General features: G+C 39.1%; 16 protein-coding genes. All 16 read right to left on the bottom strand.

What is annotated here, in order from left to right; translation table 11 throughout:
• Positions 1-33: 33 nt before the first annotated feature.
• Entirely contained in the window at positions 34-1,338 is a 1,305-nt protein-coding gene (locus tag MF646_RS11075; protein WP_250096559.1) for an ABC transporter substrate-binding protein, read from the bottom strand.
• A gap of 534 nt (positions 1,339-1,872) precedes the next feature.
• Complete coding sequence (gene rlmD, locus MF646_RS11070; RefSeq protein ID WP_250096558.1) at positions 1,873-3,264, bottom strand: 23S rRNA (uracil(1939)-C(5))-methyltransferase RlmD; 1,392 nt, start codon at positions 3,262-3,264, stop codon at positions 1,873-1,875.
• Between the two features lie 141 nt (positions 3,265-3,405).
• Positions 3,406-4,707 (bottom strand): alpha-glucosidase/alpha-galactosidase, encoded by a 1,302-nt coding sequence (gene melA / locus MF646_RS11065; RefSeq protein ID WP_250096557.1) that lies wholly within the window; start codon positions 4,705-4,707, stop codon positions 3,406-3,408.
• A 52-nt stretch (positions 4,708-4,759) separates the two neighbouring features.
• Complete coding sequence (locus tag MF646_RS11060) at positions 4,760-5,581, bottom strand: carbohydrate ABC transporter permease (protein WP_420842500.1); 822 nt, start codon at positions 5,579-5,581, stop codon at positions 4,760-4,762.
• Positions 5,582-5,590: 9 nt separating this feature from the next.
• Complete coding sequence (locus MF646_RS11055; protein ID WP_250096555.1) at positions 5,591-6,517, bottom strand: carbohydrate ABC transporter permease; 927 nt, start codon at positions 6,515-6,517, stop codon at positions 5,591-5,593.
• 96 nt (positions 6,518-6,613) lie between these two features.
• Positions 6,614-7,867 (bottom strand): ABC transporter substrate-binding protein, encoded by a 1,254-nt coding sequence (locus MF646_RS11050; protein ID WP_250096554.1) that lies wholly within the window; start codon positions 7,865-7,867, stop codon positions 6,614-6,616.
• A 293-nt stretch (positions 7,868-8,160) separates the two neighbouring features.
• Positions 8,161-9,186 carry a LacI family DNA-binding transcriptional regulator gene (locus MF646_RS11045; protein WP_250096553.1) on the bottom strand — a complete coding sequence of 342 codons (1,026 nt, stop codon included), beginning with the start codon at positions 9,184-9,186 and terminating at the stop codon, positions 8,161-8,163.
• A 157-nt stretch (positions 9,187-9,343) separates the two neighbouring features.
• Positions 9,344-10,246 carry a diacylglycerol kinase gene (locus MF646_RS11040; RefSeq protein WP_250096552.1) on the bottom strand — a complete coding sequence of 301 codons (903 nt, stop codon included), beginning with the start codon at positions 10,244-10,246 and terminating at the stop codon, positions 9,344-9,346.
• 208 nt (positions 10,247-10,454) lie between these two features.
• On the bottom strand, positions 10,455-11,885 hold the full coding sequence (gatB, locus tag MF646_RS11035; RefSeq protein ID WP_250096551.1) for an Asp-tRNA(Asn)/Glu-tRNA(Gln) amidotransferase subunit GatB: 1,431 nt from the start codon (positions 11,883-11,885) through the stop codon (positions 10,455-10,457).
• 14 nt (positions 11,886-11,899) lie between these two features.
• Entirely contained in the window at positions 11,900-13,357 is a 1,458-nt protein-coding gene (gene gatA / locus MF646_RS11030) for an Asp-tRNA(Asn)/Glu-tRNA(Gln) amidotransferase subunit GatA (protein ID WP_250096550.1), read from the bottom strand.
• 18 nt (positions 13,358-13,375) lie between these two features.
• Complete coding sequence (gene gatC, locus MF646_RS11025) at positions 13,376-13,666, bottom strand: Asp-tRNA(Asn)/Glu-tRNA(Gln) amidotransferase subunit GatC (protein WP_250096549.1); 291 nt, start codon at positions 13,664-13,666, stop codon at positions 13,376-13,378.
• A 270-nt stretch (positions 13,667-13,936) separates the two neighbouring features.
• On the bottom strand, positions 13,937-15,445 hold the full coding sequence (gene putP / locus MF646_RS11020; protein WP_250096548.1) for a sodium/proline symporter PutP: 1,509 nt from the start codon (positions 15,443-15,445) through the stop codon (positions 13,937-13,939).
• A gap of 442 nt (positions 15,446-15,887) precedes the next feature.
• Positions 15,888-16,850 (bottom strand): ABC transporter permease, encoded by a 963-nt coding sequence (locus MF646_RS11015; RefSeq protein ID WP_250096547.1) that lies wholly within the window; start codon positions 16,848-16,850, stop codon positions 15,888-15,890.
• On the bottom strand, positions 16,851-17,912 hold the full coding sequence (locus MF646_RS11010) for an ABC transporter permease (RefSeq protein ID WP_250096546.1): 1,062 nt from the start codon (positions 17,910-17,912) through the stop codon (positions 16,851-16,853). It abuts the gene before it with no gap.
• Positions 17,902-19,437, bottom strand: a complete 1,536-nt coding sequence (locus MF646_RS11005) for an ABC transporter ATP-binding protein (protein WP_250096545.1) — start codon at positions 19,435-19,437, stop codon at positions 17,902-17,904. Before MF646_RS11005 ends, MF646_RS11010 begins: the two co-directional genes overlap by 11 nt.
• 191 nt (positions 19,438-19,628) lie before the next feature.
• On the bottom strand, positions 19,629-20,744 hold the full coding sequence (locus MF646_RS11000; RefSeq protein WP_250096544.1) for a BMP family lipoprotein: 1,116 nt from the start codon (positions 20,742-20,744) through the stop codon (positions 19,629-19,631).
• Positions 20,745-21,123: the final 379 nt, after the last annotated feature.

Here is a 21,123-nt window from a genome sequence, read left to right as displayed (position 1 = left end):
ATAATTGTTAGCTGTTTAGGTTTAAAAGTTCGACTATTCTCTCATGCTTTCCCATTCATTAACAGAATTATCTATAACTTGATCCCAAGAGATTTGTTCAGCAATATACTCTTGTATGTTAGCGCCTAAGATGTCTCCCCACGGATTCGGATACCCCATGAATACCCATCCAATTGTATTTCCTTCAGTCGTATACTCATAAATAGCTTGAGACAATGGATCTGCAATCTTAGTCTCATCAAAGCCTTCATACGCCGGAATAAAGTTTAATTGTGTTAAAACAGCCTCTTTCCCTATATCCGATGTATACAGCCAATCTAAGAAATCTTTAGAAGCTTGAACTACTTCAGGATCCTTGTTGTTATTAACAACCCAATAGTTCGGTACCCCAACCGGTAAATGTCCTTCATACCCTTCCATTGGAATTGGCAGAATTCCTATTCCATTTTGGGCAAAGTCAGGATCCATTTCATTTACGGATGGATAAATCCAGTTTCCTTGTTGGATCATCGCTACTCGCTCTAATGAGAAATATCTTTCCACTTGCTGTGAATAGTCAACACTCAAGACAGGTTGAACAGAATAATTGCTTTGAAGATCAACCATTCGTTGTAATTCATCATTTTTCTCAAATTCTAGTGACCCGCTTTCATAGGCTTGTAGCACATCATTATCAAATTCTGGAGCGATATACACATTTGCTAAATGATTTCCCGTTACCCATAATTCACTTCCCGCTAGTGCGAAAACAGCATCGATATCAAGCTCTTCTTTTTGCTCGTCGATCACCTGTACAGCTGCTTCTAGATCTTCAAAAGTAAGTATTTCTTCTGCATTAATGCCAGCTTCTTCAAAAATACGTTTGTTATAGATCAACCCGTAGCCCTCTAAGTTAAAAGGTAGACCAAATACGCCCTCTTCAGTTGTAATCCCATCTAATGTCCCTTCCAGCGCTAAAGAAGCAGCCTTTGTATCCGATACATCCGCCAAATACTGTTGATAATCAGCTAATTCAGAAGGTCCCGCAAGACTAAAAATTTCAGGTTCATCTCCTGCTGAGAACCTTGAACGTAAAGAAGTAAAATAATCAGAACCCCCACCTACTGCAGCAAAATTAATGCTGACATTTGGATTTTCTTCCTCATACTGACGAGCTAACTCTATAAACTGATCTCTAAACTCAACCTTCCCCTGAAAAATATCGATTGAAATCTGCTCTTCTCCAGCAGCAGTTTCCGGAGATTCTGTAGCTTCACTTTCTGTATCACCACCGCAACCTACTAATAAAGATCCCATTAACATTGAACCTAGACATAAAGATAGTAATTTCTTTTTCATAAACTCTCCTCCTTGGATACTTTAAATTCTTTAACATGGTATCGGTTTCAGTTAATAAACTGGTACACCCTCTTATTAAACAGAAACCATTTGAAATTTTCGTATGGTATCGGTTTCAAATAGTTTTATAAAAAATCGCTCTCTTAAGGAGAACAGAAAGGGTGTAACGCTTACAAAACAAATTATAGATGGTTTTGGTATCGGTTTCAATAGTTTTTTTAACTTATAACAAAAATATATTCCTCAATTGCAAGGATAATAAGGTCTTTTTTTAGTTTTTCTAAATTCTTGCATAGTTATTTAAAGCTTTAGGTATTATTTAATTCGATAAATTGGAAGCAACACAAACGGAACAGCTGACTGGAAAAAGCATTTGTATTTGTAATTTGGTATCGATTCCACAATTTATTTAATTGTATCAATATTTTTGTATTAGCGATTAGTCATTCTACAAAAGGCTCAAGTGATTTAGTAACCTAACTCGAGATATTCATTTGAACGAAAAACCTCTAAAAAGAGTAAAAGCAGGATCCCCTATTTGGTTCCTGCTTCTTCTTCTAAAACTATCTGTGCCACGGACTCAACATGACTCGAATGCGGAAACATATCCACCGGCTGCACTTTTTTCGTCACATAGCCACCCTCTTCAAGCACCTTCAAATCTCTTGCAAGAGTAGCCGGATTACAAGATACATACACAACACGTTTTGGCTTCATCGATAGAATCGTTTCCAATAGCTCCGCGTCACAGCCTTTTCTCGGAGGATCGACAACAATGACATCTGCGCGTATGCCTTGAGCGTACCACCACGGCATAATTTTTTCCGCTTCCCCTACTGCAAAATCTACATTTGTGATGCCGTTTAATTCGGCATTTCTTTTTGCGTCTGCAATGGCGTCTGGAACAATTTCAACACCATACACATGCTTCGCTCTTTGAGCAAGGAACAGAGAGATCGTCCCGATTCCGCAATATGCATCTATTACTGTCTCTTTTCCAGTCAAATTCGCATACTCAAGCGCTTTATCATAGAGGACCTTCGTTTGCTCTGGATTCACTTGATAGAATGAGCGAGCTGAAATGGCAAATTTAATGTCACCAATATAATCATGAATGTACTCTTCACCCCAAAGCACGTTCGTCTCATCACCAAAAATAACGTTTGTCCGTTTCGGATTGATATTTTGAACGATCGATTTCACATTTGGAATTTGAGCTTGGATTTCTTCAATGATATTCTTCTTATTCGGAAGCTCTTTTCCTCTTGTTACGAGCACAACCATCACTTCATTTGTTACTTTCCCCTTCCGAGCGACAACATGACGAAGTGTCCCGCGGTGCTTTTCCTCATCATAAGCTCGAATCCCGTATTTGTTAGCGATGTTTTTTACAACACGAATGATTTGATCATTCTCTTCATGCTGAATTAAGCACTCATCCATGTTGATAATGCGGTGGCTTCTCTTTTGATAAAAACCAGCAATGACAAGGCCTCCTTCTTCTCCGACTGGTACTTGCGCTTTATTCCGGTAGCGCCAAGGATCTTCCATCCCTAGTGTCGGGTGTACCGTTACGTCCTTTAGCCCTCCAATTCTTTCAAGCACGTCTTTCACTTGCTTTTGTTTAGAAACAAGCTGAGCATCATAGCTTAAATGTTGAATTTGACAACCGCCACATTGGTGATAGATTGGGCATAGCGGTTCTGCTCTGTGCTCACTCTCTTTTTTAATTTCAAGGAGACGCGCAAAGCCAAAGCCTTTATTTGTTTTTATTACTTTTATATCAACGAGTTCGCCTGGTAGAGTGTTTGGCACAAATAGTGTGTAGCCATCTACTTTTGCCACACCAGCTCCTTCATGCGTTAAATCTTCTATTGTCACTTGTAGCTGGTCATTTTTTCGTACAGGTACTGTCTCTCTTTTCATCTCTTCCCGTCCTTCTTCCTCTATTCATGGTAGTTATTGTACCATAGACAAAGGATTACTCGAAATTCGGTGTTATTCTTAAACGCAAAAAAGGTATCTCTAACTACTGCGAGCTTTGAGACACCCTTTTCACTTAATATATTAACGATATTTCGGTAACCAATCACCGTGAGCTTCAATCAAGTCATCACACATAGCAATGATATCGTCCATCGACAATTCAGAGTTCGTATGTGGATCTAGGAGAGCAGCTTGGTAAATATGTTCTTTTTTCAATGTTGTAGCAGCTTCAATCGTAAGTAACTGCGTATTAATATTTGTACGATTCAATGCAGATAATTGCTCAGGTAGATCACCAATATAGCAAGGCATGATTCCGTTTCGATCAGCTACACATGGTACTTCGACACACGCATTTTCTGGTAAATTCGAAATTAGACTGCCCGTATTTAATACATTTCCACCAAACTTAAATGGCACATTTGTCTCCATCGCCTCAATAATATACGAGCCATATTCATGTGATCTTTCATGAGTTAGTTGTGTGTCATTAACCATTTTCTCACGCATTTCTTCCCACTCTTTGATTTGATTTACACAACGACGCGGGTACTCATCTAGCGGAATATTAAAGCGATCAATTAATTCTGGGTAACGATCTTTAATAAAGTATGGGTGGTATTCAGCATTATGCTCTGACGATTCAGTCACATAGTAACCAAACTTATCCATTAACTCAAAGCGCACCATATCATCATGTTTTGTTTTTTGTTTTTCTTTTGCTCGTTGTTTAATTTCTGGATAAAGATCTTTGCCATCCTTTTTCACTTCTAACAGCCATGCCATATGGTTAATTCCAGCAATTCTTTCTTCTACTCCTGTTGAATCCATATCAAGAGATTTAAATAAATGGTCCGTACAAACTTGAACACTATGGCATAAGCCGATTGTTTTAATGTTTGTATGGCGTAACATAGCACCTGTTAAGGAAGACATCGGGTTCGTATAGTTCAAGAACCACGCATCAGGACAAACTTCTTCCATATCTTTCGCAAAGTCGAATAGGACAGGAATGGTGCGCAAGCTGCGGAATAAACCTCCGATTCCAACAGTGTCAGCGATCGTTTGACGCAAGCCATATTTCTTAGGAATTTCAAAATCAATTACTGTGCTTGGCTCATACCCTCCAATCTGAACCGCATTTATCACATATTTCGCACCTGTTAACGCTTCTTTTCGGTCTAAATAAGCCTTAACCTTAATAGATGGGTTATATTTACGAGCTAAGTTCAGTAGCATTTGCTCTGAATCTCTTAATCTCGTTTCATCAATATCATGTAAAGCAAATTCAAACCCATTTAACGCAGGTACAAACATGCAATCTCCTAATACATTTTTAGCAAATATCGTACTTCCAGCTCCAATAAACGTAATTTTAGACATATGATGTCCTCCTCTAATTTAATAATAGTAGAATAATAGTTTTTTGTTCGTTTTAGCCTTTTACTGATCCTGATGACAGCCCTGCAATAAAGTATTTTTGTAAGATAAGGAATAACACGATCATTGGCAAGGAAGCCATTAGTGCAGCAGCTGCTACTAAGTTAAGATTGTTTTGATTTTCACCAAAGAAACTAGCTAACGTTACGGTTAATGTGTGTACACTCTTATCTTGTAAGAAGAAAATAGCAAACTGGTAATCGTTCCATATGAATACACAAGATATAATTAAAACAGTTGCTGTTACTGGTTTTAATAATGGAAAGATAATCCTAAAAAAGATTCCAAGTGTACTCGCTCCATCAATTTTGGCTGCTTCTTCTAACTCTTTCGGTATCGTCGAACGAATGAACCCTGCATAAAGAAAGATTGTTAATGGCAGATAAGCAGCTACATTATTGAATATCGCAATTTCATGCGTATTGACCATGCCCATATTAACGACGAGTTGATACAACGGTACTAATGCCGTCAAAGGAGGAATAACCATGATTGAAATAAAGATGTAATACACAACCTTGTTTAGTCTCGTTTTAACCCGAGCTAACGGATAAGCCGCCATTGATCCTACAAGAATTAGTAGCATTGCCGCTCCTGCTGTAATAATGATTGAATTCATAAAAGCATTCGTTAAATTCGCACGCTCCCAAGCACGAGCGAAATTTTCTAATGTGAAGTAATCAGGAAATAACCACCTCGAGCTAAAGTCATTACTTACTTTTAAAGAGGTTGTAGCGAGAATATAGAATGGGATGATATGAATAATACAGATCACAAACGCCACAATGGTTAAGATCGTTTTTTTAGATTGACTCATTCGATCCATTTATGCCTCTACCTCCTTACGTTTAAAGTAAATGAGAGCTACTAAGCTAATAATTAAAATAATTGTTGCCATTAATACCCCTTGAGTCGCTGCATATCCAGCGTCTTGTCTTCTAAAATAAAGAGAATACATAAACGTCGACATTGATTGTGAGGCATTACCAGGTCCTCCACCCGTTAATGAAATAATGACATCAAATAATTTTAATCCGCCTATTACATTCAAAACGACATTAATTGTAATTGCCGGGGCTAGTAATGGTAGAGTAATCTTTTTAAACTGAGCGAAAGCTGATGCCCCATCAATAACAGCCGCTTCATAATAGTCTTTAGATATACTTTGCAATCCAGCTAAATAGATAATCATCGCAATCCCAACGAACTGATATGTGTTAACTAACACAATAATCCATGGATTAAATGATGCATTTCCTAGAGCGTTAATGGGCTCAAATCCTAGAAATATTAATAGATCATTTAATGCTCCTCCTTGGTAAGCAAAGAAAAAGTACCATATATATCCCATTATTAACGGACTAATAATAACTGGTAAATACACAATCGTTCGCGTAAAAGCTTTTAATTTAATACTTTGATTTAATAGCAATGCATAAAGCAGTCCAATTACCGTTTGAAAGACGGTACTGCCAATTCCGTATAGCAACGTATTTTTTACAACAAGCCAAGTTGTAGGGTCAGAAAACATCCTTTTATATTGCTCCAAGCCAACCCAGTTATATCCTTGCGAAAACCCATTCCAATCTGTAAACGTTATTTTAATTCCATTTAAAAATGGATAAATAATAAACAAGCTCACAAAACTTAAGGCCGGAATATACATCCACATAAACGAAGATTGTTTCCTCTGTTTTACTTTTGGAGCTTTCTTTGCAACCGCGACTTTCCTTTCCACTACAGTTTGACTCATATTCTCAACTCCTTTTTATACCATCCTTATCCGAAGGTACCTTGGATTGGCTCGCAAGCAGGGATCGTTATTACGTCCCTGCCTACGTTTCCAATTCTACTGATTTCTCAAGCGTAAATATTCAGATTCCATTTCAGCTGAAACTTGTTCAGCCGTCAGTGTATCTGCTAGTAGCTCTTGTCCAGTCGTCGCGTACACATCCCACATTCCACTCGGTAAATAAACACGATCGAAGTAAGGTTGAATTTGAATATGAGCCCACTTATCATAAAATTCAGTATAATAGTTTTCTGTTTCGACATTCGTTATCCCAGCTGGTAATGATGCTGCTTCCGCTAACTTTTTCGCATTTTCTGGCTGAGCAAGAAACTCAATAAATTGTTTTGCTTCATCTAGCTTTTCTGAATCTTTAAAGGCAGCAAATGTATTACGCTCTCCCCCAATCCAACTAGGCTCATCACCTTCCCAGTAAGCCGGCACCGGAAACGTCCCAACTTGAATATCCGGATTAAGTTCTGTTACCGCCGGTCCGAAAGCGCCTCCAGCAAATGCAAATGCGATTTTATTTTGCGCCATTAACTCAATTCTCTGAGCTTCACTAGCAGTTAATACGTCTGTATTTAGTAAACCCTGTTCTTGTAACTCTTTTAAAAACTCAGCGAGTGGCGTATAATTCGACCAATCAAACGAGCCATCTAATAACTCTTCTTCAAAACTATTATTCTCATCCGTTACTAAGAGAGGAGTAGATAATTGATCAAGTACTTGTGCGATTGTATATTGATTACTACCAGGAATCCAAAGTGGGGCTACTTCACCATCACTTTTTTCTTTAACTGTTTCCATTGCACCAACCCACTCGTCGAACGTAGTTGGAAGGTCAATTCCATATTCATCTAATAAAGTTGCATTATACATAATGCCATCTTTTGCCTGATTAATCGGAAATGCATAAACTTTCCCCTCTTCATCTCTCAAAATCGGTGCCATCGCTTCATCGAAATACTCGACCCAATCCATATCACTTAAGTCAGCTGTATACTCACCATATCGATTGATAGCCCAACCATGAGTATCAAATAAATCAGGAAGATCATTTGAGGCCATCCTCACACGCATTTGATCCTCATACCCTGTACCCGGAAAATTCACATCAACTGAAATTCCTGTTTCTTCTGTAAAGGCAACCGCTATTTCTTCAATCGCTTCTTTTTCAGCATCCTCAGATACTCCAGAGTAAAGCGATAGTGCATTACTAGAACTACCTGATCCAGTAGATTCTCCTCCACAAGCTGTCAACACCATTGCACCCATCAAAATACCAGTGAACGTTCTAATTATTTTTTTCATAATGATCCCCCTAGAATTTTTTGATTTGTTCTGCTCTGCAATACAACTAAGAGTTATCTACTGTCATCCCCCCTAAACTTATAAAGCGCTTTCAGTGTTGTGTAAAAAATTAAGAAACAAGATTTGTTTCGCGCCCCGAATTTATTTACTAAATATAATCTATTTCTTAAGTAAAATAATAACTTATATCATTTACTGATTCAATAGTTTTTCCAGAAATTTTTAGACTTTTATACAAAAAAGAGCCTTTTTAGTAAAAAGCTCCAGAAAACATTACTTATTTTATTGTTCTATCACTCTATACGTGAGCTACTTTCACGTACAATTAATTTAGTTGGTATCTCGAGTTTAAAGGGGATCTCCCTGCCTCCCAATCTATCCATCAGAAGCTTAACAGCAGCTTTCCCCATCTCCTCTGTATACACTTTTACCGTCGTTAGCGCCGGCTGAGTAAAGCTTGCCATCTCGACATCATTAAAACTTACAATACTAACATCCTCTGGGATCTTTATCCCTAATTCATGGCAAGCTCTCATGGCACCTATCGCCATTGCATCACTTGCAATAAAAAAAGCACTTGGCAAATCTTCTGCCTCACCCGCTTTTTTCATAGAAGCGTACCCATCACTAATTAGGAATTGTCTAGAAATATACATGTGCTCAGGATTATAGAGACCTCTTTTTTTCATAACCTCTTCAAATGTCCTATGCCGCACATCCATAATTTTATTATTGCTTTGATCCCTTTCTTGGCCACCTATGAAACCAATTTTTGTATGCCCTAGAGAAAAAAGATGTTCCAATGCATCTTTGGTCGCTTTTTCGTGGTCAATAATCACAGCATCAAACTGCTCACTTTTAGAAACATAATTAATAAAGACAATGTTACGGTTAACCCTCTGGCTTAATTCCTTCTCATCCTCTTCACTTATCATCCCTACCACAATAACTCCATCAAGGTTATTCATCTGCACATCAGTCATACCGCCTGAATAATGACTAATTTTCTTTACTAGCAACCCCTTCTCCGAACATTCACTCTCTATCCCTTTACGGATAGATAAAAAGTACGTATCCTCCCACTCATACTCAGGTGAACAAAACATAACAATACCTATTTCCGTTTCACCAACAACAGATGAAACCTTTTTATCTGTATAACGCTTCCTAACAGGAACATATTTTAACTCTTTAGCAATCTCCATAATTCGGTCTCTCGTTTCAACCGTAACAGAGAGGTTTTTATCATTGTTTAACACTCTTGAAACGGTCGCTGTTGAAACCTTCGCAAGCTCAGCGATATCCTTTATCGTCGCCATCCTCTACTCCCTTCCCCTTTTAGTAAAACATTAAGTTAATATTTTAGTTAAGTATTTACTCAATTGTAGCATGACTTGTTACCTAACACAATGGACCCCTTGACCAAAAAAGAAAAACCCTCATAATGAGAGTTTCTGTTCATAGCGATTATCATTATTATCTTCGCTGTTTCCGATCCTTTGGAGTCAGCATTTGAAAGTGTTGATACATATTGACAAACTCAGCTGGTAGTACTCCTCCATACTCACCATCTAAGTTAAGCTGCATATCCCCTTTCACTTGTACTTTAATACGGTTCGCATGAACATACATGACTTTCGGATGGTTAATATGCTCTCCACGGAGCGCTAACGTTGCTAAATGAAGGAACTCAGGGAAGGAGAGCTTCTTAACGATAATAAAATCAAACATCCCATCCTGTAAAGAAGCGTTCGGAGCTAACCTTTCAAATCCTCCAACTGAATTCGTATTTGAGACTAGAAACATCATAATCTCACCTTCAAATAACTTTCCATCATATTCAATTTGAACCATTTGCGGGGACACTTGCGGCAGCTTTTCTAATCCTTTGATGTAATAGGCTAATTGACCAACAGCTGTTTTCATTTTACTTGGTACTTCATACGTTAACTCAGTTAACGAGCCGCCAGCAGCAATATTTACAAAATAACGATCATTTACACGACCAATATCGATTAGCTCAAAATGTTCTCCACACAAAATATCGCATGCTCTTTCAATATCTCTTGGAATTCGTAATGCACGTGCAAAATCATTCGTCGTACCTGCTGGAATAATTCCTAGCTTCGGTCTTTTCTCTAGAGCAGCTAGTCCATTTACTACTTCAAAAATGGTCCCATCTCCACCTGCAGCGATGACCAAATCATACCCAATCTCTCCAGCTTTTTTTGCTGCTCTAGTTGCACAACCTTCTCCTGTCGTTGCATGAGCCGAAGTTTCGTACCCTGTTTTTTCGAGTCGCTCCAAAATATAAGCTAAGCTTTTCCGGATTTGTTCACGTCCAGATGATGGATTGTAGATAAGTCGAGCTCTTTTCATTGCAGATCCCCTACTTTTTTTATCTTAGTCATTGCTTCTCTTTGTCAAATTCACTGCTTGTATTGTACATTACTTAAAGCCTATTCAGCAAATAGCTAAACTTGCATAAGAAAATATATGACACATAGAAAGAAGGGTACTAAAAAAGATATTCACTACCTTTTCAGCACCCTCTCTAGGACTATATTGTCCAGATTATTTAAACGTTTTAGCGCTTCTTAATTTCTTCTAGTAACAATTTATTTACCATAGGAGGATTCGCTTTCCCTTTTGAAGCTTTCATGATTTGCCCTACAAGGAAACCAATTGCTTTTTCTTTCCCATTTTTATAATCCTCAACAATATTAGGATTGTTATCTAGGACTTCGGTTACCATCTGCAAAAGCGCGCCTTCATCAGAAATTTGCACAAGTCCTTTATCTTTTACAATTTGCTCTGGATCTCCACCTGATTCTATCAACTCTTTGAATACCGTTTTAGCAATCTTAGATGAGATGGTTCCCTTTTCAATCAGTTGAATCATTTTCGCAAGTCCTTCTGGAGTAAGAGCAACATCTTGAAGCTCTTTTTGCTCGGCATTTAAATAACCTGACACTTCTCCCATCAGCCAGTTAGACGCTTGTTTTGCTCCTGCACCTTGGCCAACGGTTTCTTCAAAGAAGTCAGACATTTCTTTTGTTAATGTAAGAACAGCTGCATCATACGCTGGCAAGCCTAAATCTTCTACATAACGCTTTTTACGAGCATCAGGAAGCTCAGGAATCTCTGCACGAACACGCGCTTTCCAATCTTCATCAATATACAAATCAACAAGATCAGGCTCTGGGAAGTAACGATAATCATCGGAACCTTCTTTTACACGCATTAACAGCGTCTTGTTAGCTGCTTCATCATAACGACGTGTTTCTTGTTCAATCACACCACCAGATAGAAGCACTTGCTCTTGACGCTTCTCCTCATACTCAAGCCCTTTACGAACAAAGTTAAATGAATTTAAATTCTTTAGCTCCGTCTTTGTTCCAAATTCCTCTTGTCCTACAGGACGTAAGGAGATGTTCGCATCACAACGAAGCGATCCCTCTTCCATCTTACAGTCGGATACACCTGTATATTGAATGATCGCCTTAAGCTTCTCTAAATAAGCGTACGCTTCTTCAGGTGTACGAATATCTGGCTCTGACACAATTTCAACTAACGGCGTTCCTTGACGGTTATAATCAACAAGGGAGTAGCCACCGCCAGAGTGTGTTAATTTCCCTGCATCTTCTTCCATGTGTATACGAGTAATCCCTATGCGTTTTTTCTTACCTTCTACTTCAATTTCAATCCAGCCATTTTCACCAATTGGTTTATCAAATTGAGAAATTTGATATGCTTTCGGATTATCTGGATAGAAGTAGTTCTTACGATCAAACTTTGTATCAGTTCTTACTTCACAGTTCAATGCCATAGCCGCCTTCATAGCAAATTCAACAGCTTTTTTGTTTAAGACTGGCAATACACCTGGATACCCAAGGTCAATGACACTCGTGTTTGCATTTGGCTCAGATCCGAAGTGGTTCGGACTTGCTGAGAATATTTTCGATTCTGTCTTTAATTCTACGTGGACTTCAAGCCCAATAACTGTTTCGAAACTCATCGCTCGTCTCCCCCCTACAACGCCGGTTTTTGCGTGTGATAGTCTGTTGCTTGCTCAAATGCATGAGCCACACGATAAACAGTGCTTTCATCAAAATGTTTCCCAATAATCTGAAGTCCAAGTGGCAAGCCATCCTTGAATCCACAAGGAACAGAGATTCCTGGAACGCCAGCTAAGTTAACTGGAATGGTTAAAATATCATTTGCATACATCGTTAACGGATCTTTTGTATTTTCACCAATTTTAAAGGCTGGTGTCGGTGTTGTTGGTCCAATAATCACATCATAATTCTCAAATACTTTTTCAAAGTCTTGCTTAATCAATGTACGTACTTGTTGGGCTTTTTTATAGTAAGCATCATAATACCCAGAGCTTAATGCAAACGTTCCAAGCATAATACGACGTTTTACTTCATCCCCAAAACCTTCTGCACGTGTTTGCTTGTACATTTCAATAAGGCTCTCTGCATTATCAGTACGATAACCGTAACGAACGCCGTCAAAGCGAGCAAGGTTCGCTGATGCTTCAGATGAAGAAAGTAAATAATACGTTGCAAGTGCATATTTGGAATGTGGAAGCGAGACTTCTTCCCATGTTGCTCCTTGCGCTTCAAGCACCTTTAAAGCATCCAGCACAGATTGCTTCACATCTTCCTCGACACCTTCTCCAAGATACTCTTTCGGAACAGCAATCTTTAATCCTTTTACATCACCCGTTAAAGCGGATAAGAAATCAGGCACGTCAACATTCGCCGACGTTGAGTCCATTGGGTCAACTCCAGTAATCGTCTGAAGAAGGTACGCATTGTCTTCTACATTACGTGTAATTGGTCCAATTTGATCGAGCGAGGAAGCAAACGCAACAAGACCAAAGCGGGATACTCTTCCATATGTAGGTTTTAATCCAACAACTCCACAAAACGCAGCTGGTTGACGAATTGAACCACCTGTATCTGAACCTAGTGAGAATGGCACCTCAGCTGCTGCTACAGCCGCAGCTGAACCTCCACTAGACCCGCCAGGAACTGTTTCTAGATTCCACGGGTTTTTCGTTTCTTGAAAAGCGGAATTTTCCGTTGATGAACCCATAGCAAATTCATCCATATTTACCTTCCCAATTGTGATAGCCTGTGCGTCTCTTAACTTCTGAACAACAGTCGCATCATAAATCGGATCAAAGTTTTCAAGAATGCGGCTTGAACAAGTCGTGCGCAACCCTTTTGTAACAATATTATCTTTCACACCGATTGGCATACCAAATAAAAGGCCACGCTCACTGCTTGTGCTAAGTGCATCATCTAGCTCTCTTGCATAGGCACGTGCCTTTTCTTCATTTAGTGTAACAAACGCTTTAACTTTATCATCAACTTCAGCAATACGCTTGTATGATTCATCAACAAGATCAGAGACTTTTACTTCTTTTTTTTGAATCATTGTATGTAGCTCTGACATCTTATGGTCAAATAATGACATGAAGCTTGTCCTCCCCTATTACTCTATAATTGACGGCACACGGATTTGTCCGTCTTCATGATCTGGCGCATTTTTTAATACGTCTTCAACTGGCAAGCCCTTTTCTGACTTGTCTTCTCTAAGTACATTCTTCATATCAAGAACATGCGTTGTTGGCTCCACACCCGTTGTGTCAAGCTCATTTAACTGTTCTGCAAAAGTAATAATCGCATCAAGTTGTTCTGTAAACATTTTGGCTTCATCTTCCGTAATAGCAAGTCTGGCTAAGTTCGCTACATGCTTCACTTGCTCCTCTTGGATTCGTGACATAATCTTTCACCCCCGAAAAAATTCGATCATTTTGACAATATGATTAATAATACCAAATAACCCTTCTATAGGCAACAAAGCTCGACACTTCCCGACCCATTCAATACGTTAAAAAACCCCTCACTTTAGATCTCTCTTAAGCGAGGGGTTGATACTAGCTGTTTTCGCATACTTTTGTTGTTTTTATGGGTGACGTGTTCTCCACATGTTCGTTCCATTGCGCTCCATTTCACTACGAGAAATAACAGTAACAATATTTACGAAATAACCTTATAAAATGCTTGTTTTTGATTGCTCAAATTCTTCTTTCATCTTATTTGTAGGCTCGTCACCAACAAAACTAAAGACCATTGCGGCAATCCACGCTAAAATAAAACCAGGAATAATCTCATATAGACCTAAAATCGGAAATTGTTCTGGTGATAAGCCAAACCAGCTTTCAAGCTCTGCCCAAATGATCACCGTAAGTCCACCGACAATCATCCCAGCTAAGGCTCCATTTCTCGTCATTCGTTTCCAGAACAATGCTAATATTAAGACTGGACCAAAGGCTGCTCCAAAACCAGCCCACGCATAACCAACTAAATCAAGCACTGAACTTTCTGGATTATAAGCGAGCGCAATGGCAACAAGGGCAATCACAACAACACCAATACGCCCTACCCACACTAACTCTTTTTGACTAGCTTCTTTACGAATAAATCCTTTATACACATCTTCAGCAAGAGCACTTGAAGATACAAGAAGCTGAGAATCAATCGTACTCATGATCGCTGATAAAATCGCAGCTAATAAGAAACCAGCGACCCATGGATTAAAGAGAACTTGTGTAAACATAATAAAAAGCGTTTCGTGTGACCCGTCTGGCAACGCTTGCCCTCCTGGACCATTCGCAGAAAAATAAGCAATCCCTACAAATCCAGTAAAAATAGCCCCAAATAAAGCAAGCACCATCCAAGTCATCCCAACAGCACGAGCTTTTGGAATTTCATTGACTGACTTCACAGCCATAAAACGTGTCACGATATGTGGCTGACCAAAATAACCTAATCCCCATGCAAGCAACGAAACGACACCAATAAACGTTGCCCCTTGGAACGCATCTAAATAGGCAGGATCAATTGCTCCAACAGCATTTACAGTTTCACCCCAGCCTCCCATTTCAGAGATAGCTACAAGTGGTACAATAATTAATGCTAGGAACATAAGAATTCCTTGGAAAAAGTCCGTCCAACTTACTGCAAGAAAACCACCTAAGAATGTGTATGAAATAATCACAATTGCACCAATCCAAAGTGCTTGCGTGTATGTCATTCCAAATGATGCTTCAAAAAGAAGAGCACCACCAACAAGTCCAGAAGAAGTATAAAAAGCAAAGAATACTAATATTACAAGTGCTGATATAATCCGCAAGATTTTTGACTTATCATGAAATCGGTTTTCCAGAAAATCTGGCAGCGTAATCGAATCATTCGCTACTTTTGTATACTTACGAAGACGCGCTGCAACAAACTGCCAATTTAAATACGCACCAATAGCTAATCCTACAGCAATCCAAATTTCACCCATACCACCAATGTACATAGCTCCTGGCAATCCAAGCAATAGCCAACTACTCATATCTGAAGCGCCCGCACTTAACGCAGCTACACTTCCTCCTAATCGCCTTCCACCTAGTACATAGTCTGATAAATTACTTGTTAGCCGATAGGCTGCTATCCCAATGGCAAGCATCCCTACTAAATAAATAATAAACGTTATAATTGTGGCTAATTCCAAGTTTACTCACTCCTTCTCATAAATAACGACACAAACGATAAAATAATTAATAATGGCATTGGAATAAATAGCAACAGCCATGTTGCTGTCGTCAAACCATATTCCATCTTTTCACCTCCTCTTTTACACCATATGCAAGGACTATGCACGTACATCTCCTCACATGACATAAACAAACGTTTGTTTATTTTTTTAGGACACGCTATATACCATAACACGAAATAAGATTCAGAACATTCACTTATATCCCTTTTTTCATTTTTATTGCATGATTATTCAATAACATGTTTGTTGCAACCGTTTTTTTTGATATATAATAATAGATTATACAAACTAATTAATCTTCATTAATTTCTTTAGTGCTTTAAATGAATATAAAAAAGATGCCTCAAAAAGTCAAAAAATAACTTTCAAGACATCTCTTTCATTATAGTTTATTTTTTTATCTCGAACCTTTTACATAAGGTTTTCCAATCGCTTTTGGTGCATCGGCACGTCCAACGAAACCAGCTAAGGCTAAAATCGTTAACACGTATGGTGCTATTAACAAAAAGACAGAAGGAATATTAGCTAATCCCGGTATTTGCGCCCCTGTAATACTCAACGCTTGTGCTAATCCGAAGAATAGAGCTGCACCCATCACACCAAGAGGATTCCACTTTCCGAAAATCAATGCTGCTAATGCCATAAATCCTTGGCCCACAATAGTTGTCCCAGAGAAATTCCCTGCTACTGTAACGGCAAAGATCGCTCCTCCTAATCCAGCAAAAGCTCCACTGAGCATAACTCCGATGTATCTCATTTTGTTTACGTTAATCCCCATTGTATCTGCTGCCATCGGATGCTCTCCGACCGACCTGAGTCGTAATCCAAATGGCGTGTAATAGACGACATAATAAACAATAAAGACCAACGCAAGTGCAATATAGGATGTAATATAGGCATTTGCAAAAAGCAGAGGACCAATAATCGGGATATCACTTAAAACCGGCACATCGAAACGATAAATTCGATTGCGGATCGCGTCTGTTTGACCTTTGTTATACATTAATCGAACTAAGAAAACAGTTAATCCAACAGCTAAGAAGTTTAATGCAACACCACTGACAATTTGATCAGCTCGAAATGTAATCGAGGCAACGGCATGAAATAATGAGAAAATGGCCCCTATTAGAACGGCAGCGAGTAACGCAATCCAGGTAGAAGCAGGACCAACTCCCATACCTTCAAGTGTCAATGTCATAACAATTCCTGTGAATGCCCCTACGACCATTAATCCTTCAAGGCCGATATTAACTACCCCTGCCCGCTCACTAAACAATCCACCTAATCCAGTCAAGATAAGAGGAGCCGCGGCATAAATAGCTGCTGGAATAACAAGTGCTAAAACCTGCATTAAATCCATTTAAATCCCCTCCTTCTTGATACGGTTCATGATCCAGCGAATAAGATAGCTTGATGCAACAAAGAAAATGATCAACGCTATAACTATATCAACTAGTTCGGTTGGCACACCTGCTCTTGATTGCATTGTAATTGCTCCAACCTGTAACCCACCGAATAAGAAAGAGGCAAGTAAAACCCCAACGGCTGTATTTGCACCTAATAATGCTACAGCAATTCCGTCAAAACCAACACCTGAGAAACCAGAGAGAATACTCATGTATCCATACGTTCCTAACCCTTCCATCGATCCAGCAACACCTGCAAATCCCCCGGATATTACCATAGATAGAACAATATTTCTTTGTACATTCATCCCCGCATACATGGATGCATGTTGGTTAAAACCAACTGCGCGAAGCTCGTAGCCTTTTGATGTTCTCCAAAGAATAAACCACATGATTATACATCCAAGCAACGCAACGATAAATCCGTAATGCAATCTTGAAAAATCTGTTAACGATTGTAAAAATGGCGAAGCAAGTGACGCCGATGGAGAGATCGTCTCTGTTCGCTCCCCTGGCACTAGTAAATACGCTCGAATAAGGTAATTAACTGTATACAAAGCAATATAGTTCATCATGATTGTAACAATAACTTCATGAACCTGGAAACGAGCTTTTAGAAAACCTGGAATGAAGCCCCACATTGCCCCAGCTAATGCCCCAACAAAAATAGCCAGTGGAAGATGGATAATTGCAGGTAGATCAAATATGATTCCGACATAGACAGAAGCAAGCCATCCAACAATTACCTGTCCCTCTACTCCAATATTAAAAAGACCTGTTCGAAAAGCAAATGCAACAGCCAGTCCAGCTAAAATTAACGGAGTCATGGAGCGGATCGTTTCACCAATGTAATAAGTTTCACTGAAGATTCCGCTTAATAGGGCCGAATAACCTAAAACAGGATTATATCCGCTAACAAGCATGACGATCGCACCAATTAATATTCCTAAAGATACAGCTATTAAAGGTACGGCCAATGATACTAATCGTCCTTTAGGAAACAATTTATTCACCATGTGGCTCACCTTCTTTCTCTTTCTTTCCGCCGGCCATAAGCAAACCAAGCTCTCTTTCGTTCGTCTGGTCAGCATCGACAATTGCTACTATTTCCCCTTCATACATAACAGCAATCCGGTCACTTACATTTAAGATCTCATCTAATTCAAGCGACATTAATAGGACAGCTCGACCTTTATCACGTTCAACGACAAGACGTCGATGTATCGATTCAATTGCCCCAACGTCTAAACCTCGAGTTGGTTGTGCTGCAATTAAAAAGTCAGGTGAGCGATCTACTTCACGAGCGATAATTGCCTTTTGTTGGTTCCCTCCAGATAACGCTCTTGCTGGTGTATATTCACTCGGAGTTCTCACATCAAAGTCTTCTATTAAAGCCCTTGCTTTCTGATAAATTTCAGGATAGCTCAGTACACCACTCCTAGAGTATGGTTTCTGGTAATACGTTTGTAACACAATATTTTCGCCAATTGTAAAATCAAGGACTAACCCATGTTTATGACGATCTTCAGGAATATGTCCAATCCCGGCTTCTGTTACTCTTCTTGGCTTCATATTCGTTATTTCTTTTCCATTTAACAAAATTGAACCAGACTCAGCTTTTTTCAACCCAGTAATAGCCTCAATGAGTTCCGATTGGCCATTGCCTTCGATCCCAGCTAATCCAAGGATCTCTCCTGCTCTCATATCTAAATTTAATTTATTAACAGCATCAACTCCACGAGAGTCCTTTACGACAAGATCTTTCACACTAACAACAACCTCTTTCGGTTGCGCCGGATCCTTCTCTACTCCAAAATTAACTTCCCTACCTACCATCATTGCAGCAAGCTTATCCGGATTCGTTTCACTGACTTCAACTGTTCCAATACCCTTTCCGCGCCTTATTACCGTACAGCGATCACATACAGCCATAATCTCTTTCAGCTTGTGAGTAATTAATATGATTGACTTACCCTCTTTTACTAACTTTTTCATAATACCGATTAACTCTTGAATCTCTTGAGGGGTTAATACAGCCGTTGGTTCATCAAAAATCAAAATATCGGCACCGCGATATAATGTTTTTAAGATTTCTACCCGTTGCTGCATGCCAACAGAAATGTTTTCAATCTTAGCATGTGGATCCACACGTAACCCATATTGATTAGAAATTTTCTCTACTTCTTTTGCAGCTTTTTTTATATTAATTTTGCCGCCTTTTTTCGGTTCGTTTCCTAAAATGATATTTTCTGTTACAGTAAACTTCTCAACAAGCATAAAATGCTGATGAACCATTCCTATCCCAAGCCTATTGGCAACATTTGGATCTGTGATTTTCACTTTTTCTCCGCGTACTACAATTTCACCCTTTTCAGGCTGATACAAACCAAAAAGAACATTCATCAATGTTGATTTCCCAGCTCCATTTTCACCTAAAAGAGCATGGATCTCGCCCTTCTTTACTTGGAGCGTTATGTTATCATTGGCCACAATTCCAGGAAACTCTTTACGGATGTTATTCATCTCGATGACATAACTCACTTGTAACCACTCCTCACATCTATGTACTCTAAAATATAACGACTAACGTGCAGGCTCCTACTTTTTCTTAAACAAAAAGAGGCAATGAAGGATTGGGCAAACAGCAATCCTTCATTGTCCCTTCTGCCTGCTGTACATATCATTACTGAAAACAAAAGGCTAGTAATCACTAGCCTTTTGTTATTCATTCATTAAAGGGATGAAAGATACTCTTCATATTCCTCATCTGTTTGCGGTACTGAAATTTCACCAGCTTGAATTTGATTTAAGAAATCAACAACAGCTTCGAGTGCTTCTTCAGACATGTTATCTGTCGATGGGGCAATCCCTACTGCTTCATCCTCAAGTCCATATTCAAGGATTTCTCCACCCGGGAAGTCGCCAGCCATTGTACGTTCAGAAACTAAATATACCGCTCTATCCACACGTTTAACCATTGAAGTTAATGTAACGGATTGACCTTCATCGCCATATTCGCCTTCTTCATGTTGGTCACGGTCGACACCAATAACCCAAACAGGCTCACCGTTACGAGCACGGTTAATCGCTTCTGTAAAGACACCATTCCCTGTTCCACCAGCTGCTTGATAAATAATATCTACACCTTGGCTGTACATTGTGTTTGCAATTTGTGCTCCACGTTGCTCGTCATTAAAGCTTTCTGCATATTGCACTTCAATTTCTGCATCTGGATTTACTGCCTTCACACCAGCTTTGAAGCCATTTTCAAACTTTTTAATTAGAGCACCTTCAACTCCACCGATAAAACCAACTTTATTTCCAGCTGTTTGAAGACCAGCGGCTACACCTACAAGGAAAGAACCTTCATGCTCACTAAATGTAACATTTGCGATATTAGAGATCGTTTGTCCTTCTGCATCTGTAACAACAGAGTCAACAATTGCTAACTGCGCATCTTCAGCTTGTTCTGCAATGGTACGAATTGCATCTTCCATTAAGAAACCAATACCCCAAGCAAGATCAACATCTTCACGTACTAAATTACGAAGATTTGGTTCAAAGTCTGCCATATCTCCAGATTGTAGGTAGCGATAACCTGTACCTTCTTCTAAGCCCATATCTTGACCAAACTCAACAAGACCTTCCCAAGCAGATTGGTTAAATGATTTGTCATCAATTCCCCCAACATCGGTAACCATTGCTACTGTAAAGTCTGCAGCTTCGGTTGCTTCTTCTTCTCCATCAGCATCCCCTGTTTCAGGTGCTGGCTCGTCAGCTGCTCCACATGCTGATAGAGCTACAACTGCAGCAGCCGTCATCGTTAACGTACGTAACCACTTTTTCATGTAAAATCCCCCTTTTTTCTATTCCGTGCGAACGCCTTCATTCGGTCCGGACACACTTGTCTATACTAAGTAGACATCTAGTTCTCTGCATAGGTTTTCACGATGCTTAAGTTCTATTCCTATTTTGCTAAAATCTGTTTGCCTACTAGTAAAATCATGTTGTTATGTATTGGTCCCAACTAAATAATCAAGGCATCCTTTGTCAGACATCTGACATCTTACAAGTTATGGAACGAAATAAATATATCATGTACATTACAATTAATAAATAGTTTTTTTAAGTAAAATTCTCTGTTATTCGACATTTTTTTCACGTTGGCATGAAACCTTCCAAATCCATTTACAGTCAAACCAAGCTCCATTATAATGATGGTTTTTC

This window comes from Halalkalibacter alkaliphilus, assembly GCF_023555415.1.
GTDB classification, from domain to species: domain Bacteria; phylum Bacillota; class Bacilli; order Bacillales; family Bacillaceae_D; genus Halalkalibacter; species Halalkalibacter alkaliphilus.
This window is presented reverse-complemented; position numbering and strand designations above follow the sequence as displayed.